Origin of the sequence: Xylella taiwanensis (assembly GCF_013177435.1) — a bacterium.
GTDB classification, from domain to species: Bacteria; Pseudomonadota; Gammaproteobacteria; order Xanthomonadales; family Xanthomonadaceae; genus Xylella; species Xylella taiwanensis.
In genome coordinates this window covers 1,431,308-1,456,972 of record NZ_CP053627.1, presented here as the reverse complement: position 1 = coordinate 1,456,972, position 25,665 = coordinate 1,431,308, and the positions used below count along the sequence as shown (strand labels likewise).

The window sequence follows — 25,665 nt, the reverse complement described above, 5'->3', positions numbered from 1 at the left end:
ATGCCTATTCACGTGATTACGGCTACGCCTGGAGGCGGGAAAACGGCTTTAATGATGGAGATGTTATTGGCTGAGAGTGAGCGTGCTCAGCGTCCGATTTTTGCGGCGGGGATTGATGGATTAGCCCCTGGCCTTGCGGCGGATCTGGCGGACCCTCGGCAGTGGAATGCTAAAAATGATCAGGGTGAGTATCTTGTGCCTCATGGAGCTATTATTTTTATAGATGAGGCGTGGAAATGGTTTGGCAGTGCATTTAATGCGTCCCATCAGCCGACGCCGCCTCATGCCCTTGAGCTTGCTGAGCATCGCCACCGTGGGTTAGATTTTGTGTGGACGACGCAATTGGCGCATAAGCAGTTGTATCCTTTTGTGCGTGGTTTGATTGGCCGTCATACCTTTGTGAAACGTCGTTTTGGCACGTCCTGGCTAGATGTGTATGACTGGGATCAGCTTGTTGAAGAGACTGATTCTTCTACCAATCGTCAGTTTTCACGGCATTCGGTGCGTCGTCTACCTAAGCACGTGTATAAGCTGTATAAATCAGCCGAAGTGCATACCATCAAGATGCGTCTGCCTTGGCAGCTTGTATTGATTCCGTTAATGGTTGTTGTCATTGTGGCCTGTGTCTTTTATGCCTATCGTTCCTTGATCCCTTCGGGGTTTTCTTCCTCAATTGAGGGGACGCGGAGCACGCCGGGTACCGGCGGCGATGCGTCCCCGAAAGCGGGTGAAGCTAGCCGTGGGGAGGGGCCACGTTGGCCGACAGTCACAGCCTATGCCAAAGATCATTTACCGCGTTTTGCATCGATGCCGTGGACGGCTCCGATTTATGATCATCGTTCCCCGACGGTAGATCCTCAATTGATCTGTATGTCTGGCGGTGCGGGTCTGGATGCTCAGGGGGTGTATAAGGGTTCGTCCTGCACGTGTTACACCGAGCAGGGGACGGTGTATGACATTTCACAGCTGGAGTGTCGAACGATCGCGCGGCGGGGTCCGGTGTATAACCCGTATCGTGAGCGTGTGCAGGAGCATAGTGCTATGCAACAGGGGCAAGTATCGTCTTCACTGGTTCAGGGCAGTACGGCTAAGCAGGTGAGTGTGTCTGCGGCAGGGGCGCTGCCTTAATTTCATTATTATAGTGGCTGCGTATGGACAATGTAGCTCATTTGAGCTACATTTTTCTTTCTGCTAAATAGTGAAGGATCGTAAACTTATGGCTGCAAATGCACTTGTGCGTGCCAGAGTTGATGAGGCTCTTAAAGATGAGGCCGCTTCTGTACTTGCGACGATGGGCCTTACCGTATCTGATCTTATACGTATCACCTTGACTAAAGTGGCTCGTGAAAAAATGTTGCCTTTTGAGATGCACTCACCTAATAGGCTTACGGTTGAGACTTTTGTTAAAAGTGAGTGTGGTGAGGATGTGCATTATGCTGAAAGTGCTGATGCCATGTTTAAAGATCTTGGTATCTAATGCGCCGTCCTGCTTATTCTTCGCAGTTCAAGCGTGATGTGCGAGTGTCTCAGAAGCGCGGTAAGGACATAGAGAAACTTAAGATTCTAATAACTTTGCTGATTGAGGGTAGTCCGTTGCCTGCGATGTATTTGGATCATCCGCTTAAGGGGCAGTGGCGTAGTTTCCGGGATGCTCATGTTGAGCCGGATTGGTTGTTAATCTATAAGGTTGATGGTGATGTGGTGCGCTTTGAGCGTACTGGTCGTCATGCTGATTTGTTCGACGATTAATGATTGAGTGGGGTGTAGGGGGTTTACCCCCTACGTTAACGCTTGTGTTGGCGTTGTATCAGTACTTGGCTGAGTAGGATGACCGATCCTATGTCCGTGTCAGGACACTTTCTGTTACGCAAACCCGTTTTTTGGGCGTTGTCAATGAGGCGTTGATGATCGCTCGCGGCAGGGCCGCCTTGTAATGGAACCGCTCGCGCGTGCTCCATCATTTTTTGCCATTCTCGTGCCAGTGTGCATGTGAGTGATAGCCATCGCAGTTGATACGGTTCGATGTACCGTCTTTCCGGTGTCACCAGATATCCGTTTCTGAATGCAAACCCCGTCCAGTTTTCATTGAGCACTTGATCGGCGATGGGATCTTCGATAACTACAGCCATGCTAGCGATTCGGGCGTTAGCATGGCTTTTACGTTATTCAGTTTTGCTTTCAATGCAGTTAACAGTTCTCGTGTGTACTGTGTCGACCTTCTTCTCCCATTTCGCATAATGCATAATCTGTCCACTTTGTGAATAATCTATTTTTCACGTGATTCGACGCCTCTGACACGTTAGGGGAGGTAACGCCTACACCTAATGCTAACGTGGCCGCTGTTGCTAGTTTCCGCCAGACTGCTTTTTCCTCTTTGCTTTTTGCTCGCGCTTCTCCAACGATTCCAATTACTTTTGCTAGTGGTAGTCCTGTGGCATTTGCTAGTGCTGAGCATGCTATTGCGTCTGGTAGTGATATGCCTTTTCTGTAATTGCTTATTGCTGTTGCTTTGATTTTTAGCTTCTGTGCTAGTTCTTTGTCCTGTTTCACGGAATACATTTCTTTTGCTTTGTCAAGTAGTAAATTTATATCCATTGTGAACCAAGCCTCTTGATTTTTATGCTCCAAGGGTATTGAATCATATTTGTAATCCAAGAGTATTGGATTGCACATCTCTTCATTAAGCCATACCCGGGTGAGGAGGTGTTCTAAGCAAAGGGTAGGGCAGGGTAGGAGTGTAGAGATGTTGCAGGTGAAAGAAGGTGTATCTGCTGACGGTATGACGTTTGACCTTTTAGTGTTGTTTATTCCTTCTGGGAAATTGTCTCAGTCTCAGGTTCCTGATCTTTGTCGTTTGGCTATTGAGCGATTTAAGTTAGATGCTAAAACTGAAGCGGAGCATTAGATCATGCGCATTCCCGTTGATTTTAATCGGATGTCCCGGCAGCAGCTGACTGAGCATATTTGCCATTTACGTAGTGCCGGCTCTTTTATTTGTAACCATGATACTTACGTTTGTTTATCAGCGATCGCATTGATTGCTGATGAGTTAGATCATCCATCTGTTGCTTCGCTTGCTTACAGTATTGTTGATGATCTTCATGATTTTTCTGATTTACTGACCCGCCTGTCGCATCGTTTAGAGGAATCTCTTTCCGTAGCGGCTGCTTAGTTTTTTATATGCGCATTGATCATATGAAACGAAGTAGGAGAGTAGGGTATGCGCATCACCGATACTGAGCGAGGTGCTCGTATGGCGTTAGAGATTGCAGATATTCAGGCATTGCGATCATCGCAATTTGATTTATTTGAGGTGATTCCAGATCAGTTGGAGTTTTGGTCCCATGTTCGTATTGCGGCATTGGATCAGTTGGATGAATGTGCTTTATTGAGGCAAGCATTATGTCTATACATTATTTGAACACCTTTCTTTTGGCCGTTCCCTACTTTTTTTATATTTTTGCCTGGGCTCTATGCTTTCCTTTTTAATCATTGAGTATTTAGACATCTAGCGATTTACAATTTTCTATGAATTACTTGATGACTCGTTTGCTGACTCCATATAAGTTTTGGTGGCGTCGTACCTCTCGGCTAGACAAGATTGGTTTTTTTGTGGAGGAGATTCTTCCTCGTTTTGCTATTTGGTTTACCTTGGCGCTGTATGTCTGTTTTATCTTTATCTAAATACATGTAGTGGGTGTTTAAAAGTGAAATGTCGATATTCTCTCATCGCGTATCGGTGGTCATAGTGTGTGCATCTTGTTGTCAGTGCGTGTGCGGCGTTTTGTGCCGTGCACCACTGTCAATGAGATGTGCACACGGTGCCGTAGGCAATGTCCACGGATACGTGAGCCCGTGATCTTTCCGTTGATGAGGGGTGATGTCTCTTGCAGAACGTGATGAACAGTTATGTCAATTATTAAACACCCAGTTCAATCAATCCGGGGTCCGCCTTCAGTCAGCCGCGTATGCCGATTTATTACGTCGCATCCCTTGGCAGCAGTTTTGGACCTTGACGTTTCGACCGACCAATTCCGGTTGCAATGGCAGTATGCATCCGGAAGCCGCTGATAAAGCGTACCGTTATTTTGTCAGTTGTATTAATCGGTCCTTATATGGTCGGGTGTGGTCCAAGCGTCCCCATCGCGGGATTCAATGGGCCAGGGGCCAAGAATGGCATCGCGACGGACGCTTACATTTTCATGCGGTGGTCGCTGCCCCGGATGAGGATATTAACCGTTTAATTAATCGGTATGAGTGGCATGAGTTTTGGTACCGCGAGTTTGGCCGTAATCGCATTGAGGCTCCACGTAGCCAGATGGAGATTACCGGTTATCTCTCTAAGTACGTGGCCAAGGGGGGCGAGGTGGATGTATCGCGTAATTTCGGGGCCTGGGTCCCGCCGATGCTCGACTATACCCCGCGGCCTGAGCAGTGCGCCTTGATTGCAGGTGACCGCAGTACGTAATTCGGCGATTGGTCCGTCATCCAATCCCCCGGTGGCAGGTGGCAAGCCCCGCACTGTGGGTACTCAAGCGGTTCTTCCTTGTCTCCTGCTGGGGGGTAAGGGGGGATCATAGCTTGACCCCACAGTACCGCCCGAAATGATGCAACGACCAAAGATGACGAAGCGATAAAAGATGATGAAAAGACGAAAGATGAGTAGGCGACGCAAGATGAAAAGATTACAGATGAAGATGAAACGAGATGATGAATGAACCGAGTGATCAAGAGGATTAACTGATGGATATGCCTAAAGTAACGATTATGTCTGGTGTGAATATGCGTGTTGTGACGACGAGTAAAGGCGTACAGATGCAGATTTATAGTCAGCGCGCTGTATTGGAATCGGAGTTGATGAAGCTTCAAATTGATGTAGATGTGGATGGTTTGAATGCCGGTTATCCGGTGGGTGCGATTAAATATTGGGATGTGGTGACGGATTTGGTGCCGGGTCAATATGGGCTTGGGTTGGCTCGACGCATGACGCTAGTGGATGCCAATGTGAGTAGTAGTGGCCGTGCGGTGCCGCCGGTGTCGGCGTCTAAGGTGGCGTAGTGATGCCTGTGGCAACGTTGCTGGTGTCTGCGTGCCGTGAGGCGGATGTGGACGTTGCCACGGGTCAATGTGCGGCGGTGATGTGGGTGCCGCAGTCGTCGATATTACCTGAGTTGACGATTGAGGGTGCACAGTTAATGGGCGCTTGTATTTTGGGCTTATGGGCTGTGGCGTATGTGTTCAGGCTATTGCGTAAATCAATCAAGTGAGGTGGAAGATGTTGAAGGCAATGTTGAGGGTGTTGAGGCGGCCTGTGGCGTGGGGCAGCTTGGTTTCTTATGCGTTTGCGGCGTCGGCGTTTGCGGCGGATGCTGCCGGTGGTGGTGGAATTGATGTGACTGATGCGGTGAATTCGATTAAGCAGGGCAATGCACCTATTGCTGCGATTGGTATAGCGGCGCTTGGGGTTGCAGTGCTTTTGAAGGTCTATAAGTGGGTGAGACGGGCTTTATGAGCCGATTGTTATTTTGATGTGTTTGGGGTGTCTTGGTCGGGCACCCCTTTTTTCGAGGTGGGCATGATGGCGGGCTGGATTTATTTAGGTGCGTTATGTGTGGCGGGCCTGATTATTTTTTGGGGCGATGATTAATGCGTGTTGTCCTGTGCCTATTATGTTTGATGTGTCCTACGTTGGTGTTTGCTGGTCCTAAATGTTCTGGTCGAATTTTGTTATCTCAGAATTTTCATGATCAGGGTGCGGCTTATTCTGCTGCTGTGAGCTCTTTGAATTATCAGCTTTGTTTTGATGATGGTCAGTCATCTGGTCATATTGTGTCTGGTGTTAAACAGTATATTGCTGTGCTTGATCATCCTTCTTCTGTGATTGGTTATTATACTTATGATACGTCTTGCTCTGATTTGCCGAGTAAGCGTATAGAACTTTCTTCTACTGCTATTTCTCATTTCGTTAATGGTACGCGTTCTTGTTTTGATGGTTGGGATATAGACAGTGGAGGCACGGGTGCATGTGAGGTTGTGAAGCACTTTGATTCTGCAACTAAGACAGTGATTGAGACATATACAGGTAGTGTGTGTGAGGTATTTAATTATAAGGACGATTGTCTTTCGCGTCCGGGATACACCTATCTTGAAGGTGGGGCTGGATCAGGGGCTTCGTTGGTGAATGGATATGGTGATTGTGTTCCTCCTTCTTCAAAATGTCCTTCAGATAAGAAGCTTGTTAATGGGGTGTGTGTATCTGATTGTCCTGCGGGTTTGGTTGAGGATCAGACCAGCCATGAGTGTGTTGCGAAGGATCAATCGTGTCCTACCGGTCAGGTGCGCGCTCCTGATGGAAGTTGCGTAGGAGATAAAGATCCTTGTCCTTCAGGTCAGGCGCGCGGTGCTGATGGTCAGTGTAAGACGGATGCCGATCATGACGGTACGCCCGATGATGAGCAGTCAAAAGATAAGGATGGCAAAGACAAGTCGTCTTTTTCTTGGAAGGGCAGTTGTGAAGTAGCTCCGAGTTGTTCAGGCGATCCGGTGATGTGCGGTCAGGTACGTATTCAATGGCGGATTGAGTGTAATTTGCGCCGTGATGTGAAGGTGACCGGGGGAGCGTGTGATGCGATGCCGGTGTGTACGGGTGAGAAATGTAATGCGCTGGAGTATGCCTCGTTGCTGATGCAGTGGCGCACGGCGTGTGCGTTGGAGAAATCTACAGGTGTGGCTTTATCGGGAGATAAGGATGGCGTCTCTTCGGATGTAGCGGTGATTAAGAATGCTTTGACCGGCAAGGAGGGTGTGGTGGATACGGGCGATGAGGGGAAAGCATCGTCTGTTTTTTCTGATGAGTCCGGCTATGGGAAGGATGGCTATCCGCAATCCAAGCTTGATGATAAGGGGCGCGGTTATTCTCGTTCGTGTTTAGAGCCAATGATGGTGGATGTGTTTGGAGAAACGATTACTTTTGATCTTACTCCGCTGTGCCAGTGGTTGCAGGTGGGTGGTAAGTTGGTGTTGTTATTTGCAGCGCTGTCGAGCGTTCGTATTATTGCCGGTACTTCTCAGGAGTAAGCATGCCTATTTTTATAGCTAATGTATTGATGGGTCTGTTTAATTTATTTAAGACGAAGTTAGGTTATTTAATTGCGGCGGCGTGTGTGTGGTTAGGTATTAATTGGGGGTCCTATCATTTTGTGATATCGCCTCTTGTGGATCAGTTATATACGTATATGGATAGTGTGGGTTCTAGCGGTGGTCAGTTCGGCGATTTGGCGGTGAGGGCGTTGGGTATTTTGAATGTTGATCGTGCGTTGTCGATGATTATTTCTGCGTATGTGGCCCGGTTTGCGGTATTGAATGGGCGGTTGTATTTATTTAAGCGCGGTTATGGCGGTACGCCGCCCACATCGGTTTCTTGACAGGGGGCGTGTATGCCTATTCACGTGATTACGGCTACGCCTGGAGGCGGGAAAACGGCTTTAATGATGGAGATGTTATTGGCTGAGAGTGAGCGTGCTCAGCGTCCGATTTTTGCGGCGGGGATTGATGGATTAGCCCCTGGCCTTGCGGCGGATCTGGCGGACCCTCGGCAGTGGAATGCTAAAAATGATCAGGGTGAGTATCTTGTGCCTCATGGAGCTATTATTTTTATAGATGAGGCGTGGAAATGGTTTGGCAGTGCATTTAATGCGTCCCATCAGCCGACGCCGCCTCATGCCCTTGAGCTTGCTGAGCATCGCCACCGTGGGTTAGATTTTGTGTGGACGACGCAATTGGCGCATAAGCAGTTGTATCCTTTTGTGCGTGGTTTGATTGGCCGTCATACCTTTGTGAAACGTCGTTTTGGCACGTCCTGGCTAGATGTGTATGACTGGGATCAGCTTGTTGAAGAGACTGATTCTTCTACCAATCGTCAGTTTTCACGGCATTCGGTGCGTCGTCTACCTAAGCACGTGTATAAGCTGTATAAATCAGCCGAAGTGCATACCATCAAGATGCGTCTGCCTTGGCAGCTTGTATTGATTCCGTTAATGGTTGTTGTCATTGTGGCCTGTGTCTTTTATGCCTATCGTTCCTTGATCCCTTCGGGGTTTTCTTCCTCAATTGAGGGGACGCGGAGCACGCCGGGTACCGGCGGCGATGCGTCCCCGAAAGCGGGTGAAGCTAGCCGTGGGGAGGGGCCACGTTGGCCGACAGTCACAGCCTATGCCAAAGATCATTTACCGCGTTTTGCATCGATGCCGTGGACGGCTCCGATTTATGATCATCGTTCCCCGACGGTAGATCCTCAATTGATCTGTATGTCTGGCGGTGCGGGTCTGGATGCTCAGGGGGTGTATAAGGGTTCGTCCTGCACGTGTTACACCGAGCAGGGGACGGTGTATGACATTTCACAGCTGGAGTGTCGAACGATCGCGCGGCGGGGTCCGGTGTATAACCCGTATCGTGAGCGTGTGCAGGAGCATAGTGCTATGCAACAGGGGCAAGTATCGTCTTCACTGGTTCAGGGCAGTACGGCTAAGCAGGTGAGTGTGTCTGCGGCAGGGGCGTTACCTTAAGTATTGGTCAGAAGAATTTGATGATAGTCGCAGCGACCGCAGCTCCGATATTTACATATACAATATGGCATATACAATGAGCCGATACTATGTCTATTTCTATGCCATCATCTAGACTCAAGGAAGCTAAGCTGTTCCGCAACAATCGCAGTCAGGCCGTGAGAATTCCGGTTGAGTTTGAATTACCGGGGGATCGAGTATTGATTCATCGCGAGGGTAGCAAGCTCATCATTGAGCCTGTGAGCATGCCTACCAACATTATAGAATTGTTAGCGCAGTGGAAAACGGAAGATCCGCTTGGACTTGAAGATCAGTTTCCTGAAATTGAGGACATGCTTGCTAAGCCGGATGACATATTTTGAGCGGATATTTGCTCGATACGAACATCATTAGCGACATGATCCGTAATCCGTTTGGACTAGTTGCGTGTCGCATTGAAAAGGTCGATCCAAAAGAGGTTTGCACTAGCATCGTTGTCGCTGCTGAGTTGCGGTATGGTTGTGCAAAGAAAGGATCGACCAAGTTGCTTGCGAAGGTGAAGCTCATGCTTGAAACAATTCCTGTGCTGCCTTTGGATATTCCTACCGACGCTGAATATGGTCGCATTCGTGCAGAGTTGGAGTCAGTAGGACAAACTATCGGCTTAAATGATCTATTGATAGGTACTCATGCTTATGTACTGGGGATGACATTGGTAACGGATAATGTTAAAGAGTTTAAGCGTATTCGTGGCCTTAAGATCGAAAATTGGCTGGAATGTGCATCCTCGGTTTAGCTTAGGATTTTTCCTTAATCTTTGTATCCGAGTAGGGGGTGTAGGGGGTTTACCCCCTACGGTTAACGCTTGTGTTGGCGTTGCATCAGTACATGGCTAAGCAGGATGACCGATCCTATGTCCGTGTCAGGACACTTTCTGTTACGCAAACCCGTTTTTTGGGCGTCGTTAATGAGGCGTTGATGATCGGTCGCGGCAGGGCCGCCTTGTAATGGAACCGCTCGTGCGTGCTCCATCATTTTTTGCCATTCCCGTGCCAGTGTGCATGTGAGTGATAGCCATCGCAGTTGATACGGTTCGATGTACCGTCTTTCCGGTGTTACCAGATATCCGTTTCTAAATGCAAACCCCGTCCAGTTTTCATTGAGCACTTGATCGGTGATGGGATCTTCGATGACTACAGCCATGCTAGCGATGCTGGCGTTAGCATGGCTTTGAGGGTGTTAAGTTTGGTTTGTAGCCAACTTAACAGTGTGTCTGCGCGCTTTGTCGCTCTTTCACATTTCATTTCGCATAATGCATATTATGTCCATTTATGCATGGGCTTATGAACCTTGCTCTCTAAAATCAATGCTACAGTGCACGATGCCTAGCTTCACCGAAGAACGGTGTGTGGTGAGCGCAGTCGTTTAGGCGTACTACTTGTAGCTGGTCAAGATCTTTTCCTTCGAGCAAATTCAGCGTAGTAGGTGCTTGGTGGAAGCGCCATAAATGGGCCAACGGCAGTCCCATCACTCGACATAGGAGCACTCGGTTGACTGCATCATGCGCAACTACTAATAAGATGTCGTCGATGCCCAATCCTTCAGTAGCGCTTGTTAAGCCACGCCAGCTGCGTTCTAGGACTTGCTGCAGTGATTCGCCGTTAGGCATTCTCACTGTCTCAGGTGCTTTACGCCAAGCGTACAGCCGTGTGGGATCCATCTCATGAATCTCAGTGTCAAGAAGCCCCTCCCATTCGCCGTGGGCAATTTCTTTCAGATCCGGCTCAATAAGTAGCTGTGCTGCGCGACTCTCGCCCAACGCCAATTGTGCGGTGTATTGAGCCCGTGCCAGCGGTGACGCCACTGCACGTGCAATTGCCACATCTCGTAGACGCTCACCGAGTGCACGAGCCTGAGCCTCACCAACAGACGAAAGAGGGATATCGATTTGGCCCTGATAGCGGCCTTCAGCGTTCCAAAGCGTCTCTCCATGACGAGCAAGCAAAATGCGCATGCTATACAAAGTCTCACATTATGGGAAAAGTCAACGTCACGACGGCAGCTGGAAAAATACAGGATGTATTTTTGCTTGCAGCACAAGCTATTTGATAGGCAGTAGTTCAACGATACAGATTCAATTCCTTTAGCAGATGTGGTGCTGGTGCGACCTCGGTCATGATCCACTGCACGTAGCGGCTGTCGACTGCGATCATTCTAGTCATCACCGGATCAAACACCCAATTACTACTGATAGACTCCCAATTACCGTCAAATGCTAAACCGACCAATTTGCCGTGTGCATCCAAGACTGGTGACCCTGAATTGCCGCCGGTAATGTCCAAGTCAGATAAAAAATTCACAGGTACAGTGCCAAGGTGGTGGTCGGCCAAACCAGCATAGCGCTTTGTCTTTATTGCATCTATAAGTGCCTTTGGTGAATCGAACGGATCAATGCCAGTATTCTTTGCAGTGATACCCTGCAGTGTGGTAAAGGCTGTGTACTCGACGCCATCCTTAGGTGGATAACCTTTTACGTGGCCGAAGGTAATGCGTAACGACGAGTTGGCGTCTGGGTAAACAAGTTTTCCCTGATTCTTTTTGTAGTCAGCTAACGCTTGCAGGTAGATCGGGCGTGCCTTGAGCAGCTCCCCAGTACGGATCTTGTTCTGACGTTCAATTTCCAGTAATGCCGGCATGATGGCCACTGCATAGCGGATCGCTGGATCTTGACTGCTTTCGAACGTCGCACGTTCGGCCTTAAACCACTGCAGCCGTTTCTCGGTACTGCTCAATATAGTGTCATCCAAACGCTTGACAGTTGCTGCAATGCTATCTCCCAACCAAGCATCAATTGCAGCCACACGCTGCTTGACAGGAAGCTTGGTGTACTCGGTCAGCCAGTACTGCTGCATCTGGCGGTCCATTGCTGGTACGTAGCGTCGCTCCATCTGCTTCAGGTTACCTTCAATGGTTGACAAATCACGCTCCTGATATCCCGCTTCACGTTTGGTATCAGGTTTGGTGCGCTCAATTGCCAAGCGATACAGGTTCACTGCCACACCAATGGTGCCGCTGCTGTTGAACTGACTCAGCACGAAATCACGATCCTGGTTTGCTTTATATTGTTCAGTCAGATCAACCAATGTTTGATGTGCAGCCAGTGCCTCGTGCCCGCGTGTACCCTGCTGCTTCAACCAAGCCAATACTGCCGTTTCCTCACGCTGTTTCTGCCCCATAGCATCAATGCGTTGGAAGCCCTCCAATTGACCATCAAAGTTCTTGGCTACGTTATTCAAAGCCGCTGAAGTGCTCGCGTATTTCACTTGGATGTCTGGATTCTGCTTGCTGGCCGCCTCAATTAGAGCAATGACGTTCTTGAAATGCTGGCCGACCACTGGATAGGCCCAGTGAGCAGTATTCTCAAATTCGGCCACCAGAGCATAGCGATTGGTACGTCCTGGGTAACCAGCTACCATCACGAAGTCACCTTCACTTAAGGGCTGATCGCTAAACTTCAGCCAGTGTTTTGGTCGGTAAGGCACGTTCTCGTTAGAGAATCTAGCCGGTTTACCGTCTTTACCGATGTAGGCGCGGTAGAAAGCAAAGTCACCGGTGTGGCGTGGCCACATCCAGTTGTCGACGTCGCCCCCAAACTTGCCAACACTGCCCGGCGGCGCGTAAACCAAACGTACGTCCTTGATCTCCAAGTTCTTAAACAACCTGTAGGCATTGCCGCCGGCAAAGCTGAAGAGTTGGCAGCGATAACCCGGCTCGGCCTCGCATTTAGCGATTTGTTGTTTGCTGAATGTCTCCAACGCTACCGTACGCTTGAGTGGGTCATGACCAGCAGTAGCCAAGGCGGCTTTGGCATGTGTGGTGACGTCAGTAATCTGGTCAAGCACATAAATACGTGCATTCGGACCGGCACTGACTTCGTCGGCCTGAGTCAATGCGTTGAAACCTTCCTTGATCAAGTTCTTCTTTGGTGTGGAGTTCAACTGAATCGCACCATAGGCGCAGTGATGGTTAGTGATCACGAGCCCCTCTGGTGAAACCAGACTCGCGGTACAGCCACCGAGAGCGACTACCGCTCCCATAGGATCTCCAGTCAAATTAGCTAATTGTTCGGGTGACAGTTGCAGGCCAGCCTGCTTTAGTTGGCCAGCGATTTCTGGTAGCTGTTGTGGAACCCACATGCCTTCACCAGCGTGAGTGGAATCGACAGCCATTAGTATGGCTACAACGGAAAGCGACAACAGGTTAAGACGCATCAGTAATCACTCCATGGCAGACAGGTGACGGGATTCGCGCTTGCTGGAGCTGCCGAGCAAAGCTGGCCGAAGATAACATCTAGCTATGCCGGTCGCATGAAGTATTTACTTTCACTCGGCGTGTAATTTAGCTCAACCTAATCCAGTTGTGTTCTCGGTTGTGCTTTAATTTGTCCCGAAGCGGGGGTACCGTGGCCGAAATGCGGTTGAGACACACTCTTCGAACCTGATCCGGTTTATACCGGCGTAGGAAAGCTTCGTGGACCACGCCGCACGACCACTCAGCCGGGCGTAAGGTACCGCGCCGCCGCTTCGTCCCGCCACTGCTTGGACGAACATCGTGAACATCACCACTGCCCTACCCCTTCCCACCCATATGCTATCGGCAAAGGCGACTGCACCTTTGCCAGGAGCACGCAAAATTTACGTGATCGGATCACGCCAAGATATACGCGTGCCGATGCGCGAGGTTCCCCTCACATCTAGTTCAGCTCGCTACGGCGGAGGCGAAAATCCGCCACTGGTGCTATATGACACTTCGGGACTTTACACTGACCCGCAAGCCACGATTGACTTGGCGTGTGGTCTACCGCGATTACGCGCTGCCTGGATCGATGAACGCGCCGATACCGTAGAAACTGAGTTGCATTGCAGTGTGTCCGAATCAGCGCTGCACTTCCCTGCACCACCACGGTCACGACGTGCACGCGACCATGTAGCGGTAACCCAACTGGAATACGCGCGACGTGGCATCGTCACTCCAGAGATGGAATTCGTCGCTATCCGTGAACAACAACGCCGTGTACTGGCTGTAGAGAACCTTCGCGGCCAGCGCCATGTCGGTTACCCGTGGGATGCAGCGATCGGTACGTTTATCACTCCTGAATTCGTACGTGAGGAGATCGCACGTGGTCGGGCGATTCTTCCTAGCAATATTAATCATCCAGAAAGCGAGCCAATGATCATTGGCCGCAACTTTCTAACAAAAATCAATGCCAATATCGGTACCTCAGCCCTGTCCTCCAGCATTGCCGAAGAAGTGGAGAAGCTTGTTTGGGCGATCCGTTGGGGTGCAGACACAATCATGGACCTGTCCACTGGCCGTGACATCCATGCTACCCGCGAGTGGATTCTGCGCAATTCACCGGTGCCTGTGGGTACGGTCCCAATTTATCAAGCTTTGGAGAAAGTCGGCGGGCATGCTGAAGATCTGAGTTGGGCGGTGTTCCGTGACACTCTGATCGAACAAGCCGAACAAGGTGTGGACTATGTAACTGTGCATGCAGGTGTCCTCAGGGATTTTATACCTCTTACTGCCTCGCGTTTAACGGGCATCGTCTCGCGCGGCGGCTCGATCATGGCCAAATGGTGTCAGGCACACCGCCACGAAAACTTCCTATACACACATTTCGACGAACTCTGTGGAATCATGCGTGCCTACGACGTGGCATTTTCTCTTGGCGATGGACTGCGACCAGGCTGCATCGCTGATGCGAATGACGCAGCTCAATTCGCCGAATTAGAGACTCTTGGCGAATTGACCCGTATTGCCTGGAATCACCAAGTACAGGTAATGGTAGAAGGTCCTGGACACGTACCAATGCATCTGATCAAGACCAATATGGATAAGCAACTAGCCACCTGTGGCGAAGCGCCGTTCTACACGCTGGGTCCATTAACCACAGACATCGCACCAGGTTACGACCACATTACCAGCGCGATCGGTGCGGCAATGATCGGCTGGTACGGGACGGCGATGTTATGTTACGTGACACCGAAGGAGCACCTTGGGTTGCCTAATTTGCAAGATGTCCATGATGGCATCATCGCCTACAAAATTGCCGCACATGCAGCTGATCTTGCCAAAGGGCATCCGGCGGCACAGGTACGCGACGATGCACTGTCGAAAGCACGTTTTGAATTCCGCTGGCAAGATCAGTTCCATCTCAGCTTAGATCCAGAAAAAGCAAGGGCACTGCACGATGAGAGCCTTCCTAAAGAAGCGCATAAACGAGCAGCATTCTGCTCAATGTGCGGACCGCAATTCTGTTCAATGAAGCTCTCTCAGGAGGTACGTGAAAATGTCTCCACCGAGCTTTCGGATGGAAACACGGATACCAACGACAGCGTCTAGTACTCCCTTTTCTCTGACATTGGAACGAACACTTGTTTGTTCCTGTGTCAGTCACTTGCATGTATGAGATTCATTCTCATTGATGTTCGTTACACTAGAATTCCTTACCCTATTTATCTCGAAGAGCGCACGCTATGTCTCCCGCCTTCGGCACCGAAACAGTGCTCCATGTTCATCATTGGACCGATGTCTACTTTAGCTTCATCACTACCCGTGACTCTGGATTTCGCTTCGAGAACGGCCAATTTGTGATGATTGGGTTGGAAACCGAAGCACGACCGCTTCTACGTGCTTACTCGATTGCCAGTGCCAACTGGGAGGAGCAACTGGAATTTTTCAGTATTAAGGTACAGGATGGCCTACTGACCTCACGGCTACAATACATCGAACCTGGAGACAAAATCCTGGTCGGCAAGAAGCCCACTGGTACCCTGTTGATTAACGATTTGCATCCAGGCCGCCATCTGTATTTACTGGGCACCGGTACTGGGCTTGCACCATGGCTGTCAATCATCAAGCACCCAGAGACCTATGAGCGCTTTGACAAAGTCATCCTGGCCCATGGTGTGCGCTACAGTAAGGATCTTGCTTACCGTGACTACTTAGAGAAGGGACTACCACAGCATGAATTGCTTGGGGAGACGATTCGCAAGAAGCTTCTATATTACCCTGCGGTGACTCGCGAGGATTTCCCTAATCGCGGCCGTTTAACCCAACTGATTGAAAGCGGTGTGATGCAATACGCTATTGGTCTACCGGCAATCGATCCGGCCCATGACCGCTTCATGCTCTGTGGAAACCCGCAAATGCTGACTGATATACGTACCTTGTTGAATACACGGGGCTTTGATGCCTCACCACGTATCGGCAGCCCCGGTCATTACGTATTTGAGCGTGCTTTCGTTGATAAATGAGTATTACCCTCCCTCTCCTAAGGCACGCACGATATGCACCTCCAATTGTTCCGGTGACTTGGTTGGCGAATAGCGGGCAATGGGTTGGCCGTTGCGTCCGATCAGAAATTTAGTGAAGTTCCACTTAATCGCTGCCGAGCCGAACAAACCACGGCGGCGGTGTTTAAGCCATTGCCAAAGTGGGTGTGCATCAGATCCATTGACTTTGATCTTCGCCGCCATTGGAAAGTCCACGCCATAATTAAGCATGCAAAACTCAGCGATCTGCGCTTCATCCCCAGGTTCCTGACCACCGAATTGGTCGCATGGGAAACCGACCACAATCAACCCTGCATCGCGGTACCGCTGCCATAACATCTCCAACCCAGTGTATTGTGGAGTGAAACCGCAACGCGAGGCCACGTTGACCAGTAACAGCACTTGTCCACGCCAATCTGCTAATGCTTGAGACCGTCCGTCAAGACGGGTAAAAACGAATGTGTAGACGCTACTCATAGTGAACTGATCCCACGGTAGATGTGACGGCTTGTGTGCGTCCTGGTTGAGTTATTCTGACTCTACCCAAGTATGCCGTCACCACAACAGCCGCCAAGCATTCTAAATTCTGTTTTTTCTGAACATTTTTCTGTTGGGTCAACATAATCCAACCGTTAATTCATGTCCAGGAAATCATCAGAGACAAAGCAACTGCAGGTCCATATCAGTAGCTACACGATAATCCAAGTACATTGCAAGGATATGAGTGACATTACGAGCTTTCTGGTTGAAAGCAGCTAATACATGCTGAACTAGGGGATATCAATACGTTTATTGACTGAAAAATCTTGTACTGTTGCTAAGGGATTTAGATGTGCAGTAACTCATATAAGAAAACAGTATCTCGTTGAAAACACAGACTCAATATAAAAATTTCTTCAACTACGTATTTCTTGAGTGCTGTTTATCGAGCATGAGTCTCATACGGGATTTGACCTAAGTCCTAGCTTCGGCGATGCTCACATTTTATCTCCATTAATTAGGGACCATTTCTTTTTATCCTGAACACAGGAGAGATCTTCAATGAGCGTTGACACGACCGTGCAAAACACGGTGCATCCTCCGACACCACCAACGCAGTTTCTAGAATTTGAAACTATTTTCGGCCATCCCAAGCCTCTTTGGATGTTATTCATGGCGGAATTCTGGGAGCGATTTGCCTTCTACGGTATCCGTTGGGCACTTACGCTGTACATTGTCACTCAATTCTTTGATGGCAATTCTATTGGCGAAGGTGATGCAAACCGTACATATGGCGCCTATTTAGCATTGGTTTATGCCAGTGCCATTTTTGGAGGCTATATAGCCGACCGAATTATCGGCTATCAACGATCAATTCTTATTGGTGCCGTTATCATGGCTTGCGGGCTGTTCCTGATAAGTGTGCCAAGTAGAGCCATGTTCGAGATGGGTTTAGCTACTATCGTGATCGGCAACGGCCTTTTCAAACCCAATATTTCGTCGTTGGTTGGTCAACTGTATGCTGAAGGTGATACACGTCGAGATCGTGGTTTTACCATTTTTTACATGGGGATCAATGCTGGTTCTCTCATCTCACCGCTACTAACGAGTTGGCTTGCTGGGCATGTATTAGGTACATCGATGCAGCAAAACTACAAAGTGGTGTTCATCGCATCAGGAATAGGTATGCTTTTAAGCCTATTGTGGTTCTGGATAGGCAAACGGCAATTAAAAGGGATCGGCTTGCCACCAAAAGGAGGAGAAAGCATATTTCGCACTATTTTAATAATCTTGGGAGCGCTACTCGCTATCCCATTGGCATATCTTTTATTAGCTAAATTGAGCGCTACAGCGCTAGCATGGATTCTTGGCTTACTTTTTGCTGCTCTAGCAGCATTATTAATGGTAAATGCCTTGCGTCATGGAAAAATCCAAAGAGATCGTGTCATCGCGATGCTCATTATTTTTATTTTTAATGTAATGTTCTGGATGTTTTTTGAACAAGCAGGAAGTTCTTTCAATTTTCTTGCAAAAAATATTGTGGATCGGCAAATATTAAGCGATTGGGAGTTCCCTGTGGGATGGTTCCAGTCAGTCAATCCCATTGCCATTGTTTTACTTGCTCCGATCATTGCGCTTATCTGGTCATTGCTTGATAAACACCGACTGGAGCCTTCAATTCCACGTAAATTTGGTCTTGGTCTGATGTTTAACGGATTCGGATTCTTAATATTAATTTATGCGTTATCTAACCTCTTGAATGGCTCTAACATGATCCCACTCTGGCCACTCATTGCAGTCTACGTAGTACAAACAGTTGGTGAACTATGCCTTTCGCCCATCGGTTTATCGATGGTCACTAAGTTAGCGCCAATTCGTTTGGTCGGCTTTGCAATGGGCGGATGGTTCTTATCGACTGCAATAGGTAACAATCTTTCCGGTATTTTCGCAAGTTTGGTTAGTGGAGAGGAAGGGATGACTGTCAGTTCAGCGTTGAGTGGCTATACATTCGGTTTCTGGTCACTCATTGGCGCCGGGATGTTACTTTTTCTAGTCTCTCCTATGATTAATCGCCTGATGCATGGAGTGAAATAGTCGAATAAAACATGATTCAACTATCTTAGCTTCGCAGAGTACTCACATCTGCAATTATTTTGCAGGTGTGAGTACCAGCGTCTTTACAAATCACAAGTGCAGCATGTGAGGAGATAGTGTTAAATAGTGAATACATGGAACGTTTTTTGATACTAATGGTAGTTACAGCAGAGACAGTGAGTCATTGTTTAAGATTATTTTTCCACGTTGTGAGGCCAGACGATCCGCTTGCCGGGTGGGTTCTGGTAGCCGGTAGCCGGCGAGGCAGCGCTGGGTCCAAGTAAGCGCGCTGTGAAGTGAAACTCTGTGCCCAGGTGAGATAATCAGCGGTTTGCAACGCACTTTGCTGCGCAATGCCCAGCCGACCTGGGCCCGATGCAATAGGATTGGGGTGTGTTCGCCGATAGCGGTACCTGGTTCGATAAAATTGCCGACGAGTCTCTTCTTAGCTACACCTATACAAGGTAGGTTGGTTACTACGCCGAAATGTGCAGCGATCCCGAGTCGACGTGGATGCGCAATCCCATGTCCATCTACAAATACAAGTTCTGGACTTCGCGACAATTGGGCCAGTGCTTGCAGCAGTGCAGGTAGCTCGCGGAAGCTAAGTAGGCCAGGGACATAGGACATCGAAGTTGGTACACGCACAACATGGGTTTCTAGCAATCGTAGATCGCATGCATTAAGTAAAACGGCAGCAGCACGTGTGGTGCGTCCTTCGTCCTCAAAGCCAACGTCAAAACCAGCCAGCAATGTTGGCACCTGCAATAGATCAAAATCATCCTCAAGCACAACGCGTTCTGCCATGGCGGCTTGCAAGCGTCGAGCCTCGGTAATACTGCCATCCCAGCCGGCGAAGATAGAATCAATGGATGGAATCTTCATAAATACCATCATGCCTGTATCAGACCGCATGTGGGTAATCTCAACCTGACGTTACAATCACTATTTGAAACGTCCGTCCCATTCAGGAGAACTGCGTGATTCGTAAACTCGTATTGCTGCGTCATGGACAGAGTCAATGGAACTTAAATAACCGTTTTACTGGATGGGTTGATGTAGATCTGACCGAACAAGGTCATCAAGAAGCCATCATGGCCGGTCATTTGATGAAGGAGGAAGGATTGCAATTTGATTTTTCTCACACTTCTTTGCTTAAGCGTGCAATCCACACACTACATGACGCACTCAAAGGACTGGACCAGGATTGGTTGCCGATTCATAAAAGCTGGCGTCTCAATGAGCGTCATTATGGTGGTCTACAGGGGTTGGATAAAGGAGAGACTGCCGCTAAGTATGGCGAAGAACAAGTCAATATTTGGCGTCGCTCCTATGACATACCGCCACCGCCGATTGCTCTGGATGACCCAAATCATCCAATGCGAGATCGCCGTTACGCTGGTCTGGACCGCAAAGTATTACCTGTTGCCGAATCGTTAGAAAATACACTCGAGCGAGTCCTGCCATACTGGAGCGATGTAATCGCACCACAACTGAATGACGGCAAGACGGTGCTTATTAGCGCCCACGGCAACTCATTGCGTGCGTTGTACAAGTACCTCAATCAAGAAAGCAAGGAGGGAATCCTAAAGGTCAATATCCCTACTGGGATCCCACTCCTATTTGAACTAAACGATACCCTACAGGTAGTGAGTTACCGTTACCTGGGTGATCCGGATGTAGCTCAGCATGCCGCCGAAATGGTAGCGAACCAAGGCAAGGCAAAGTAATGAGTAATTTTTACGATCAATAACTGTGATAGGTATGTATTCAGTCTGTTCCTTTGAGGATTGAATCGCCTTAGCGCCCAGGCTCGTCGTTCCACAACAACTTGTGCAATTGCAACTGGAAACGTACTCCTAGACGGTCAGAAATAATCCAATCAGCGAGCACAGTAGGCGCCAGATCTTGTTTGCTTGGAGAGAACCAGACCATACAACGTCGTTCCAGATCATGCTTAGCAACACAGGCACGCGCCCATTCATAATCGGCACGGTTGCATAGCACAAACTTGACTTGGTCGTGTGGGGTTAACAATGTCAGATTGGGCCAGTAGTTGCGGTGCACTTCTCCAGATCCAGGGGTTTTAATGTCAACTACACGTGACACCCGTGAATCAACCGCGGCAATATCGAGTGCACCTGAAGTTTCTAATGAAACTTCAAAGTTGGCATCACATAATTTCTCCAGCAACAGCAGGCAGCGTTTTTGGGCCAGTGGTTCACCGCCGGTGACACAGACGTGACGCACGCAGTAACCACGCACCTCGGTCACGATATCGTCGATACTGCGCCACTCACCGCCGTGGAAGGCATAAGCAGTATCGCAGTACTGACAGCGCAGTGGACAACCAGTCATGCGTACAAATACTGTTGGCCAGCCAACACTATTTGCTTCGCCCTGGAGAGATAAAAATATCTCGGAGATCTTTAGCTGTGGCAGCGCGCAATCAGCGATCTCGCCGGATCTGGTGGACTTCATTAAGAGATTGTTATACCACTGGCCATTCAAAGCGATGACAAGAGCTACAATTCCTCAGAACGGATTGATTGACTTAACTTAATTGACTGTAAGCGTTCCTGAGCTAGACGTGCCGCATCAGTACCAGGATATTGGGATAAAACCTGTTCCAATGACTGCTCTGCATCGGTATTGTGCCCTTGATTAGCTTGGCATAAGGCCTGTTTCAGCAAGCCCCCGGATGCTTTGTCGTGGGTTGGATAACGGCTGAGTAAGCTGCGAAACTGAGCTTCGGCAGAGACGAAATCATGCATTGCATAGTAACTCTCCCCAAGCCAGTATAGGGCATTAGGAGTATAGACTCCGTTCGGGTAGATCTGTAGGAAACTCAGGAATAGCTGGGCGGCGTCGGCGTATTTACTGTTTTTTAAAGCTTCAAAGGCAACGTTGTAAGCAGTGCGCTCCTCGTTACCGATGGTCAATGCGCTTGGATCGCCATGTACTTTAGGCGATTGCTCGCTGGTTACAATTGGTTGCTTATAGTGAGAGGGGGAAACCTGAGAGATTGGGTTGACTGGAGCGTCAGGTAGCACTTTCACTGAACCACCTTCAATGGGTTTTAAGCGACTGTCTAAATCCAGATACTGATCCTTTGATTGCTGCTTCAATTGCTCGTACCCATGCTGTATCTCTTCGAGTGCACCTTGCATTTGACGCATCTGCGAACGCAAATCATTGATTTGATTAATAAGATCTAGGTTAACTTGCGGGTCAGAAGCACGCTGCTCTAATGCCGTCACACGGTCAGCCAAACTGGACATCTGGGCAAAAGTCGGCGCGACGGTCCCCAAGGCCATCGCGACGACACAAAATATAGCTCCCCAGAAGCGCATGGTTTACTTCGCTGTGTAGACGATTTCAACGCGACGGTTACGTGACCAGCAACTTTCTGTTGTTTCAGTGCAAACCGGACGCTCTTCGCCGTAGCTAACAACGTTCAATTGTCCCGATGAAGCACCATTAGCTTGTAATGCGTAAGACACAGACTTAGCACGTCGTTCACCTAGCGCTATATTATACTCCCGTGAGCCTCGTTCGTCAGTGTTACCTTGCAAGGTGAGACGTGCAGAGGGACGGTTTTGTAGATATTTGGCATGGCAAGCCATGACCGTCTGAAACTCTTGTTTCACATCATCTTTGTCGAAGTCGAAATAGACGACCCGCTGACGCAGGCAAGCGTCGGTATCCAGATCAGCCACTGTGTAAAGCCCAGAAGAATGGGTTGGGGTTGGGGGCGTCATAGGTGTAGAAACAGGCGGTGTAACAGGTTTAACCGGCACATGCGGCTGTTCTTTAACTTTCTTCGAACATGCGACAAGCGCGCTGGTAGAAAGCAATGACACTAGGAGAAAACGTGTGGAATTGTTCATAACGATACCTATGGTAGCTCCCTCGCCAATGAGTGGTTCAGTACATCAAAATATTAACATTATTAGTGTACGCTTCGGTAAGGACCCCAAGCAGGCTCTCTTACATCACTATCAGCCGATACTGATACTAGGCGCTGGCGCACGCGCGCATCAGCGGATACTGCATAAAGTACGCCACGATCACCTTCACGTGCCGCATAAATGACCATACTAGCGTTCGGAGCAAAGCTTGGAGATTCGTCCAACGAGCCAGTAGATAAAGTGTTCCATACCGTAGACCCCGAACTCTGATCCATCATTGCAATTCGGTATGTATTACCGCTTCCTTGTGCTACTACAATCTTCTTGTCGTCGTAGGAAACGCTGGCGGTGGCATTGTAATTGCCTTGAAATGTCACACGTGCAGCGCCCCCCCCCGAAGCTGCAACTTTGTATATCTGTGGACGTCCACCACGATCAGAGGTGAAATAAATAAATTTTCCATCTGACGACCAAACCGGCTCAGTATCAATACCGAAGCTATTGGTCAACTGAATTAACTGTTTGCTAACCAAGTCCATTACGTAGATTTCAGGATTGCCACTCCGTGACAAAGATAAGGCTAGCCGGCGACCATCGGGAGCAAACGAGGGAGCAGCATTGATACCACGGAAACTAGAGACCAATTCGCGAGAACCGGTAGCAATGTCCTGAATGTAGATTGAAGAACCACCTTTCTCGAAGCTAACATAGGCCAGTTTCTTACCATCCGGGCTCCAATCAGGTGACAACAGTGGCTCAGCTGAGCGTACGATGGTCTGTGGATTATAGCCGTCCGAGTCAGCAACCATCAGTGCATAGCGCATTGCTCCATGTGAACCACTGGCAGTGACATAGGCGATCCGGGTCCAGAATGCGCCACGTGTGCCGGTAATCTTCTCGTAGATTGCATCAGCCATTTGGTGTGCGACGTCGCGCATCGCACTAGAGCGCGCAGTCATCGCCAAGCCAAGCAGGCGTTTGCCGTTACGAACATCGAATAGTTCGTACTCGACACGGTAAGTACCTTGCCTCGCATCAAGAACACGACCAACCACGATGTAGTCCTGTTTCAGTGCTTGCCAAGTCGGAAATCGGATCTCGCTGCCATGTGTCGGGCGCTCAGTGATTTGCGCCAGTGGCAACGTGCGGAACTGACCGGAACGGTTCAAGTCAGCAGCAACAACACTCGAAACATCCGTAGCTGGAGCGCCTACACTGTCATGATAAGGCATCGGCACTATTGCAATAGGGGTCGCTGCGGAGTTACCACCAACGATATCGATTGTTAGCCCCTGTTGTTGCGTCAGAGCTGATAAGGGAAGCAATAAGGCGGCCAATGCGGCCAGCCAGCGTGGCAATTTCGTCATGGGTGACTCGATAACTTGGAAGAAAAACAATGCATGAATAATTTAAAACGGATCCCATAGAGTGAATGTTTTAGAAATCGTTAACAACAACAGCGTGAATGTAACAGTGGAAATGATGGCCGAGATGTACAAACGGCACAAGGAGACATGAAAGTTCAGTCACTAGGTATATGCAGAATGCGTTCAAATACGGTCTCATCGCACTACGTTTTTGATAGGACAGACAGGTGCCAATACTTTTACCTTCAGAAGCAACTTGCCCGAAGATTTGATTGTTTGAGAGGATGGCGACCCTGTCGCGTAAATAACATGCCCTTTCTGAGCTCACTTTGATCTAGCTAGATGGCAGCATCATGCAAAGAATGAAAACATGACAACACAAAGCAAGCTCCCCTCTGCACACACGTGTGCTGTTCGAAATCGCACACTGTAGGGGCGACAAGCATTACAGTTCCTCAAGCTCAATCAGTGGTCTTCAGGAATAAATTTGAAATACACATCACGCTCAAATACTGGCTCAAAACCACGATAAGGTAATGGTTGCGCACGCATCACCGCACTCTCAATGGAGCGCCGTCCAGCCTCGTCGTAAGGGCAATCAGATGCGACCTCAGCACTAAGGACACGTCCCCCAGGTAACTGAGTAATGTGGATCATGCACTCCTGACCGAGAGGGACTGATGGTGGACGACTCCACTGCCCACTCACTGCCTGTTGAATCGCTGCTTTGTACTTATCACGCAGCCCTTTATTGTCACCGTTCTGCCCAGGAGTCTGCGACCCGCCTGTGTTGTTGACCGGAGATGGCTGTTGGGCACGTTCAGCAGCTAACTGACGCAGCTTTTGCTCAGCCAGTTCGGCCTGTTTAGCGTCGTTTTGTATCTGCGTTTCCAATTGCTCACGACGTTTGCGGAGTTCAGTCAACTTTTTCAGGCGATCGATCTGGGCCTGCTCCTCAATCTGTTTTTGCTTCTGTATGATTTCTTCTTGCTGACGGGCCAAACGCAACTTCTGCTCGGCTTGTTCCTGACGTTTGCGTTCCTCAGTGAGATCGATCTGTTCCTGACGACGCTTGGCTTCCTGCTCCCGTTTAGCCTTCTCTTGCGATTCGGCTAGAGCATTGACTTGTTCCTGATCAACCTTGTCAGGTTGGGTAATGCGTTCCTGCGCTTCGGTCTGACGTGAGGTAAACGCATTCTGCGGATGTGATTCAAAAATTGGTTGTGGAATCTTCCCTTGTATCAGTTGAGGAGTTTGAGCTGGTTCATTACTTATCGCTTGGCGTGCAATGCGGGCATCAGTGACGGATACATCCAAACTTGCTTCGATACGTGAATCAGCAGCAGAAGAAGACGTTTCATGTTTGGGCGACCATAACCAAGCAAGCAAAAACACACCCGCAACAAAGGCATGTAGCAATAGTGCCATCAACACTGGGAACACAACCCCTTCACGGCGCCTTGAACGGCCAAGCTGTACGTCAGTGTGCATTGGTACCTGGTGGTCTAGTCAGCAAGCTGACCTTCTCGACCTTAGCATCCTGGATCGCATTCATTGCGGTAATCACATTCTTATAAGCAACGCTTCTCCCAGCGGCAACCACGACACGCACGTTCTTGTCCTGAAGCACCATCGCAGCCAGCCTATTACTCAGTAATTTATCGTTATCTATCTTCTCCAACGACTTATTTCTGGGTAACTGTAAACCGAACGTATCATCACCGTTCACGATGACCACAATCGGATCCTGTTTGCTTTCTAGTGCCTTAGCTTTTGAAACTGGCAGGTCTACATTGATGCTGAGTGTCAATAACGGTGCAGTGACCATAAAAATGACTAGCAATACCAGCATCACGTCGATATACGGCACAACGTTAATCTCTGCTTTGAGCTTGCGGCGTTTACGGTGAGAAATGCTGAACACTCTTTCAGG

At 49.0% G+C, this 25,665-nt stretch carries 33 protein-coding genes and 1 riboswitch; of the genes, 20 read left to right on the top strand and 13 right to left on the bottom strand.

Translation table 11 applies throughout. From position 1 onward, the window contains the following. From PLS229_RS06340 to PLS229_RS06330, 3 genes are all read left to right on the top strand, one after another. Positions 1 to 1,128 carry a zonular occludens toxin domain-containing protein gene (locus PLS229_RS06340; RefSeq protein ID WP_114867127.1) on the top strand — a complete coding sequence of 376 codons (1,128 nt, stop codon included), beginning with the start codon at positions 1 to 3 and terminating at the stop codon, positions 1,126 to 1,128. 70 nt (positions 1,129 to 1,198) lie between these two features. Further along, positions 1,199 to 1,477, top strand: a complete 279-nt coding sequence (locus tag PLS229_RS06335) for a type II toxin-antitoxin system RelB/DinJ family antitoxin (protein WP_425511059.1) — start codon at positions 1,199 to 1,201, stop codon at positions 1,475 to 1,477. After that, complete coding sequence (locus tag PLS229_RS06330) at positions 1,477 to 1,749, top strand: type II toxin-antitoxin system YafQ family toxin (protein ID WP_038272512.1); 273 nt, start codon at positions 1,477 to 1,479, stop codon at positions 1,747 to 1,749. The genes PLS229_RS06335 and PLS229_RS06330 overlap by 1 nt, the downstream gene beginning before the upstream one ends. 35 nt (positions 1,750 to 1,784) lie before the next feature. Here the strand turns inward: PLS229_RS06330 and PLS229_RS06325 are convergent, their stop codons facing one another. Next, complete coding sequence (locus PLS229_RS06325) at positions 1,785 to 2,129, bottom strand: DUF3653 domain-containing protein (RefSeq protein WP_038272511.1); 345 nt, start codon at positions 2,127 to 2,129, stop codon at positions 1,785 to 1,787. Positions 2,130 to 2,187: 58 nt separating this feature from the next. Continuing rightward, on the bottom strand, positions 2,188 to 2,673 hold the full coding sequence (locus PLS229_RS06320; protein ID WP_114867129.1) for a DUF3693 domain-containing protein: 486 nt from the start codon (positions 2,671 to 2,673) through the stop codon (positions 2,188 to 2,190). A gap of 70 nt (positions 2,674 to 2,743) precedes the next feature. Here PLS229_RS06320 and PLS229_RS06315 point away from each other — a divergent pair, with 70 nt between their 5' ends. The 13 genes from PLS229_RS06315 to PLS229_RS06255 all read left to right on the top strand — a co-directional run bounded on the left by PLS229_RS06315 (position 2,744) and on the right by PLS229_RS06255 (position 9,339). Further along, positions 2,744 to 2,905, top strand: a complete 162-nt coding sequence (locus PLS229_RS06315) for a hypothetical protein (RefSeq protein ID WP_160165182.1) — start codon at positions 2,744 to 2,746, stop codon at positions 2,903 to 2,905. Between the two features lie 3 nt (positions 2,906 to 2,908). After that, complete coding sequence (locus PLS229_RS06310) at positions 2,909 to 3,172, top strand: hypothetical protein (protein ID WP_162814095.1); 264 nt, start codon at positions 2,909 to 2,911, stop codon at positions 3,170 to 3,172. Positions 3,173 to 3,220: 48 nt separating this feature from the next. Then, positions 3,221 to 3,421 (top strand): hypothetical protein, encoded by a 201-nt coding sequence (locus tag PLS229_RS06305; RefSeq protein ID WP_038273077.1) that lies wholly within the window; start codon positions 3,221 to 3,223, stop codon positions 3,419 to 3,421. Between the two features lie 119 nt (positions 3,422 to 3,540). After that, positions 3,541 to 3,684, top strand: a complete 144-nt coding sequence (locus PLS229_RS06300; RefSeq protein WP_160165233.1) for a hypothetical protein — start codon at positions 3,541 to 3,543, stop codon at positions 3,682 to 3,684. 196 nt (positions 3,685 to 3,880) lie between these two features. Continuing rightward, a complete protein-coding gene (locus tag PLS229_RS06295; protein WP_038273076.1) occupies positions 3,881 to 4,468 on the top strand; it encodes a rolling circle replication-associated protein in 588 nt (195 codons plus the stop codon). Positions 4,469 to 4,743: 275 nt separating this feature from the next. After that, entirely contained in the window at positions 4,744 to 5,058 is a 315-nt protein-coding gene (locus PLS229_RS06290) for a hypothetical protein (RefSeq protein WP_230428211.1), read from the top strand. A 2-nt stretch (positions 5,059 to 5,060) separates the two neighbouring features. Further along, a complete protein-coding gene (locus PLS229_RS06285) occupies positions 5,061 to 5,267 on the top strand; it encodes a hypothetical protein (protein WP_038273075.1) in 207 nt (68 codons plus the stop codon). An 8-nt stretch (positions 5,268 to 5,275) separates the two neighbouring features. Continuing rightward, entirely contained in the window at positions 5,276 to 5,512 is a 237-nt protein-coding gene (locus PLS229_RS06280; protein WP_230428212.1) for a major capsid protein, read from the top strand. Positions 5,513 to 5,691: 179 nt separating this feature from the next. Beyond that, positions 5,692 to 7,077, top strand: coding sequence for a furin-like repeat-containing protein (locus PLS229_RS06275; protein WP_230428213.1), 1,386 nt, complete (start codon positions 5,692 to 5,694; stop codon positions 7,075 to 7,077). A 2-nt stretch (positions 7,078 to 7,079) separates the two neighbouring features. Continuing rightward, complete coding sequence (locus PLS229_RS06270; RefSeq protein WP_038273069.1) at positions 7,080 to 7,424, top strand: DUF2523 family protein; 345 nt, start codon at positions 7,080 to 7,082, stop codon at positions 7,422 to 7,424. 12 nt (positions 7,425 to 7,436) lie between these two features. After that, positions 7,437 to 8,564 (top strand): zonular occludens toxin domain-containing protein, encoded by a 1,128-nt coding sequence (locus PLS229_RS06265; protein WP_114867127.1) that lies wholly within the window; start codon positions 7,437 to 7,439, stop codon positions 8,562 to 8,564. Positions 8,565 to 8,653: 89 nt separating this feature from the next. Next, complete coding sequence (locus tag PLS229_RS06260) at positions 8,654 to 8,926, top strand: AbrB/MazE/SpoVT family DNA-binding domain-containing protein (RefSeq protein ID WP_038272460.1); 273 nt, start codon at positions 8,654 to 8,656, stop codon at positions 8,924 to 8,926. A gap of 8 nt (positions 8,927 to 8,934) precedes the next feature. Further along, positions 8,935 to 9,339 (top strand): type II toxin-antitoxin system VapC family toxin, encoded by a 405-nt coding sequence (locus PLS229_RS06255; protein WP_200866210.1) that lies wholly within the window; start codon positions 8,935 to 8,937, stop codon positions 9,337 to 9,339. Positions 9,340 to 9,401: 62 nt separating this feature from the next. On the opposite strand, the gene PLS229_RS06250 is transcribed toward PLS229_RS06255, so the two are convergent. The 3 genes from PLS229_RS06250 to PLS229_RS06240 all read right to left on the bottom strand — a co-directional run bounded on the left by PLS229_RS06250 (position 9,402) and on the right by PLS229_RS06240 (position 12,739). After that, positions 9,402 to 9,746 (bottom strand): DUF3653 domain-containing protein, encoded by a 345-nt coding sequence (locus tag PLS229_RS06250; RefSeq protein ID WP_038272464.1) that lies wholly within the window; start codon positions 9,744 to 9,746, stop codon positions 9,402 to 9,404. 166 nt (positions 9,747 to 9,912) lie between these two features. Continuing rightward, the gene (locus tag PLS229_RS06245) at positions 9,913 to 10,557 is read right to left on the bottom strand and encodes a histidine phosphatase family protein (RefSeq protein ID WP_038272466.1); all 645 of its coding nucleotides are present in this window, start codon (positions 10,555 to 10,557) and stop codon (positions 9,913 to 9,915) included. A gap of 106 nt (positions 10,558 to 10,663) precedes the next feature. Beyond that, complete coding sequence (locus PLS229_RS06240; RefSeq protein ID WP_230428285.1) at positions 10,664 to 12,739, bottom strand: S46 family peptidase; 2,076 nt, start codon at positions 12,737 to 12,739, stop codon at positions 10,664 to 10,666. Positions 12,740 to 12,986: 247 nt separating this feature from the next. Then, positions 12,987 to 13,085: riboswitch (TPP riboswitch) on the top strand. A gap of 105 nt (positions 13,086 to 13,190) precedes the next feature. Here PLS229_RS06240 and thiC point away from each other — a divergent pair. Beyond that, a complete protein-coding gene (gene thiC, locus PLS229_RS06235) occupies positions 13,191 to 14,948 on the top strand; it encodes a phosphomethylpyrimidine synthase ThiC (RefSeq protein ID WP_051482371.1) in 1,758 nt (585 codons plus the stop codon). Between the two features lie 134 nt (positions 14,949 to 15,082). After that, positions 15,083 to 15,862 (top strand): ferredoxin--NADP reductase, encoded by a 780-nt coding sequence (locus tag PLS229_RS06230; RefSeq protein WP_038272469.1) that lies wholly within the window; start codon positions 15,083 to 15,085, stop codon positions 15,860 to 15,862. A gap of 3 nt (positions 15,863 to 15,865) precedes the next feature. On the opposite strand, the gene PLS229_RS06225 is transcribed toward PLS229_RS06230, so the two are convergent. Further along, entirely contained in the window at positions 15,866 to 16,357 is a 492-nt protein-coding gene (locus PLS229_RS06225) for a glutathione peroxidase (RefSeq protein ID WP_038272471.1), read from the bottom strand. A 564-nt stretch (positions 16,358 to 16,921) separates the two neighbouring features. Between PLS229_RS06225 and PLS229_RS06220 the strand changes: the two genes are divergently transcribed. Beyond that, a complete protein-coding gene (locus PLS229_RS06220; RefSeq protein WP_038272473.1) occupies positions 16,922 to 18,454 on the top strand; it encodes a peptide MFS transporter in 1,533 nt (510 codons plus the stop codon). A 162-nt stretch (positions 18,455 to 18,616) separates the two neighbouring features. On the opposite strand, the gene nfi is transcribed toward PLS229_RS06220, so the two are convergent. Beyond that, a complete protein-coding gene (nfi, locus tag PLS229_RS06215) occupies positions 18,617 to 19,339 on the bottom strand; it encodes a deoxyribonuclease V (protein ID WP_171898053.1) in 723 nt (240 codons plus the stop codon). Between the two features lie 95 nt (positions 19,340 to 19,434). Between nfi and gpmA the strand changes: the two genes are divergently transcribed. Further along, positions 19,435 to 20,184 (top strand): 2,3-diphosphoglycerate-dependent phosphoglycerate mutase, encoded by a 750-nt coding sequence (gene gpmA, locus PLS229_RS06210; RefSeq protein WP_038272477.1) that lies wholly within the window; start codon positions 19,435 to 19,437, stop codon positions 20,182 to 20,184. Between the two features lie 70 nt (positions 20,185 to 20,254). Here the strand turns inward: gpmA and queE are convergent, their stop codons facing one another. The 6 genes from queE to PLS229_RS06180 form a co-directional block, all read right to left on the bottom strand. Continuing rightward, positions 20,255 to 20,935 carry a 7-carboxy-7-deazaguanine synthase QueE gene (gene queE / locus PLS229_RS06205; RefSeq protein WP_051482372.1) on the bottom strand — a complete coding sequence of 227 codons (681 nt, stop codon included), beginning with the start codon at positions 20,933 to 20,935 and terminating at the stop codon, positions 20,255 to 20,257. Positions 20,936 to 20,979: 44 nt separating this feature from the next. Further along, positions 20,980 to 21,807 carry a tol-pal system protein YbgF gene (gene ybgF, locus PLS229_RS06200; protein WP_038272479.1) on the bottom strand — a complete coding sequence of 276 codons (828 nt, stop codon included), beginning with the start codon at positions 21,805 to 21,807 and terminating at the stop codon, positions 20,980 to 20,982. Positions 21,808 to 21,810: 3 nt separating this feature from the next. Next, positions 21,811 to 22,344 carry a peptidoglycan-associated lipoprotein Pal gene (gene pal / locus PLS229_RS06195; RefSeq protein WP_038272481.1) on the bottom strand — a complete coding sequence of 178 codons (534 nt, stop codon included), beginning with the start codon at positions 22,342 to 22,344 and terminating at the stop codon, positions 21,811 to 21,813. Between the two features lie 62 nt (positions 22,345 to 22,406). Further along, complete coding sequence (gene tolB, locus PLS229_RS06190) at positions 22,407 to 23,732, bottom strand: Tol-Pal system beta propeller repeat protein TolB (protein ID WP_038272484.1); 1,326 nt, start codon at positions 23,730 to 23,732, stop codon at positions 22,407 to 22,409. A 465-nt stretch (positions 23,733 to 24,197) separates the two neighbouring features. Beyond that, complete coding sequence (gene tolA / locus PLS229_RS06185) at positions 24,198 to 25,223, bottom strand: cell envelope integrity protein TolA (RefSeq protein ID WP_038272486.1); 1,026 nt, start codon at positions 25,221 to 25,223, stop codon at positions 24,198 to 24,200. Further along, on the bottom strand, positions 25,213 to 25,656 hold the full coding sequence (locus tag PLS229_RS06180) for an ExbD/TolR family protein (protein WP_038272488.1): 444 nt from the start codon (positions 25,654 to 25,656) through the stop codon (positions 25,213 to 25,215). The genes tolA and PLS229_RS06180 overlap by 11 nt, the downstream gene beginning before the upstream one ends. Positions 25,657 to 25,665 lie beyond the last annotated feature (9 nt).

Coding starts and splice junctions, on each gene's coding strand:
- PLS229_RS06340 (WP_114867127.1), top strand. CDS start 1: ATGCCTATTCACGTGATTACGGCTACGCCTGGAGGCGGGAAAACGGCT.
- PLS229_RS06330 (WP_038272512.1), top strand. CDS start 1,477: ATGCGCCGTCCTGCTTATTCTTCGCAGTTCAAGCGTGATGTGCGAGTG.
- PLS229_RS06325 (WP_038272511.1), bottom strand. CDS start 2,129: ATGGCTGTAGTTATCGAAGATCCCATCGCCGATCAAGTGCTCAATGAA.
- PLS229_RS06320 (WP_114867129.1), bottom strand. CDS start 2,673: ATGTGCAATCCAATACTCTTGGATTACAAATATGATTCAATACCCTTG.
- PLS229_RS06315 (WP_160165182.1), top strand. CDS start 2,744: ATGTTGCAGGTGAAAGAAGGTGTATCTGCTGACGGTATGACGTTTGAC.
- PLS229_RS06310 (WP_162814095.1), top strand. CDS start 2,909: ATGCGCATTCCCGTTGATTTTAATCGGATGTCCCGGCAGCAGCTGACT.
- PLS229_RS06305 (WP_038273077.1), top strand. CDS start 3,221: ATGCGCATCACCGATACTGAGCGAGGTGCTCGTATGGCGTTAGAGATT.
- PLS229_RS06300 (WP_160165233.1), top strand. CDS start 3,541: ATGACTCGTTTGCTGACTCCATATAAGTTTTGGTGGCGTCGTACCTCT.
- PLS229_RS06295 (WP_038273076.1), top strand. CDS start 3,881: ATGTCTCTTGCAGAACGTGATGAACAGTTATGTCAATTATTAAACACC.
- PLS229_RS06290 (WP_230428211.1), top strand. CDS start 4,744: ATGGATATGCCTAAAGTAACGATTATGTCTGGTGTGAATATGCGTGTT.
- PLS229_RS06285 (WP_038273075.1), top strand. CDS start 5,061: ATGCCTGTGGCAACGTTGCTGGTGTCTGCGTGCCGTGAGGCGGATGTG.
- PLS229_RS06280 (WP_230428212.1), top strand. CDS start 5,276: ATGTTGAAGGCAATGTTGAGGGTGTTGAGGCGGCCTGTGGCGTGGGGC.
- PLS229_RS06270 (WP_038273069.1), top strand. CDS start 7,080: ATGCCTATTTTTATAGCTAATGTATTGATGGGTCTGTTTAATTTATTT.
- PLS229_RS06265 (WP_114867127.1), top strand. CDS start 7,437: ATGCCTATTCACGTGATTACGGCTACGCCTGGAGGCGGGAAAACGGCT.
- PLS229_RS06260 (WP_038272460.1), top strand. CDS start 8,654: ATGTCTATTTCTATGCCATCATCTAGACTCAAGGAAGCTAAGCTGTTC.
- PLS229_RS06250 (WP_038272464.1), bottom strand. CDS start 9,746: ATGGCTGTAGTCATCGAAGATCCCATCACCGATCAAGTGCTCAATGAA.
- PLS229_RS06245 (WP_038272466.1), bottom strand. CDS start 10,557: ATGCGCATTTTGCTTGCTCGTCATGGAGAGACGCTTTGGAACGCTGAA.
- PLS229_RS06240 (WP_230428285.1), bottom strand. CDS start 12,739: ATGTGGGTTCCACAACAGCTACCAGAAATCGCTGGCCAACTAAAGCAG.
- thiC (WP_051482371.1), top strand. CDS start 13,191: ATGCTATCGGCAAAGGCGACTGCACCTTTGCCAGGAGCACGCAAAATT.
- PLS229_RS06230 (WP_038272469.1), top strand. CDS start 15,083: ATGTCTCCCGCCTTCGGCACCGAAACAGTGCTCCATGTTCATCATTGG.
- PLS229_RS06225 (WP_038272471.1), bottom strand. CDS start 16,357: ATGAGTAGCGTCTACACATTCGTTTTTACCCGTCTTGACGGACGGTCT.
- PLS229_RS06220 (WP_038272473.1), top strand. CDS start 16,922: ATGAGCGTTGACACGACCGTGCAAAACACGGTGCATCCTCCGACACCA.
- nfi (WP_171898053.1), bottom strand. CDS start 19,339: ATGAAGATTCCATCCATTGATTCTATCTTCGCCGGCTGGGATGGCAGT.
- queE (WP_051482372.1), bottom strand. CDS start 20,935: ATGAAGTCCACCAGATCCGGCGAGATCGCTGATTGCGCGCTGCCACAG.
- ybgF (WP_038272479.1), bottom strand. CDS start 21,807: ATGCGCTTCTGGGGAGCTATATTTTGTGTCGTCGCGATGGCCTTGGGG.
- pal (WP_038272481.1), bottom strand. CDS start 22,344: ATGAACAATTCCACACGTTTTCTCCTAGTGTCATTGCTTTCTACCAGC.
- tolB (WP_038272484.1), bottom strand. CDS start 23,732: ATGACGAAATTGCCACGCTGGCTGGCCGCATTGGCCGCCTTATTGCTT.
- tolA (WP_038272486.1), bottom strand. CDS start 25,223: ATGCACACTGACGTACAGCTTGGCCGTTCAAGGCGCCGTGAAGGGGTT.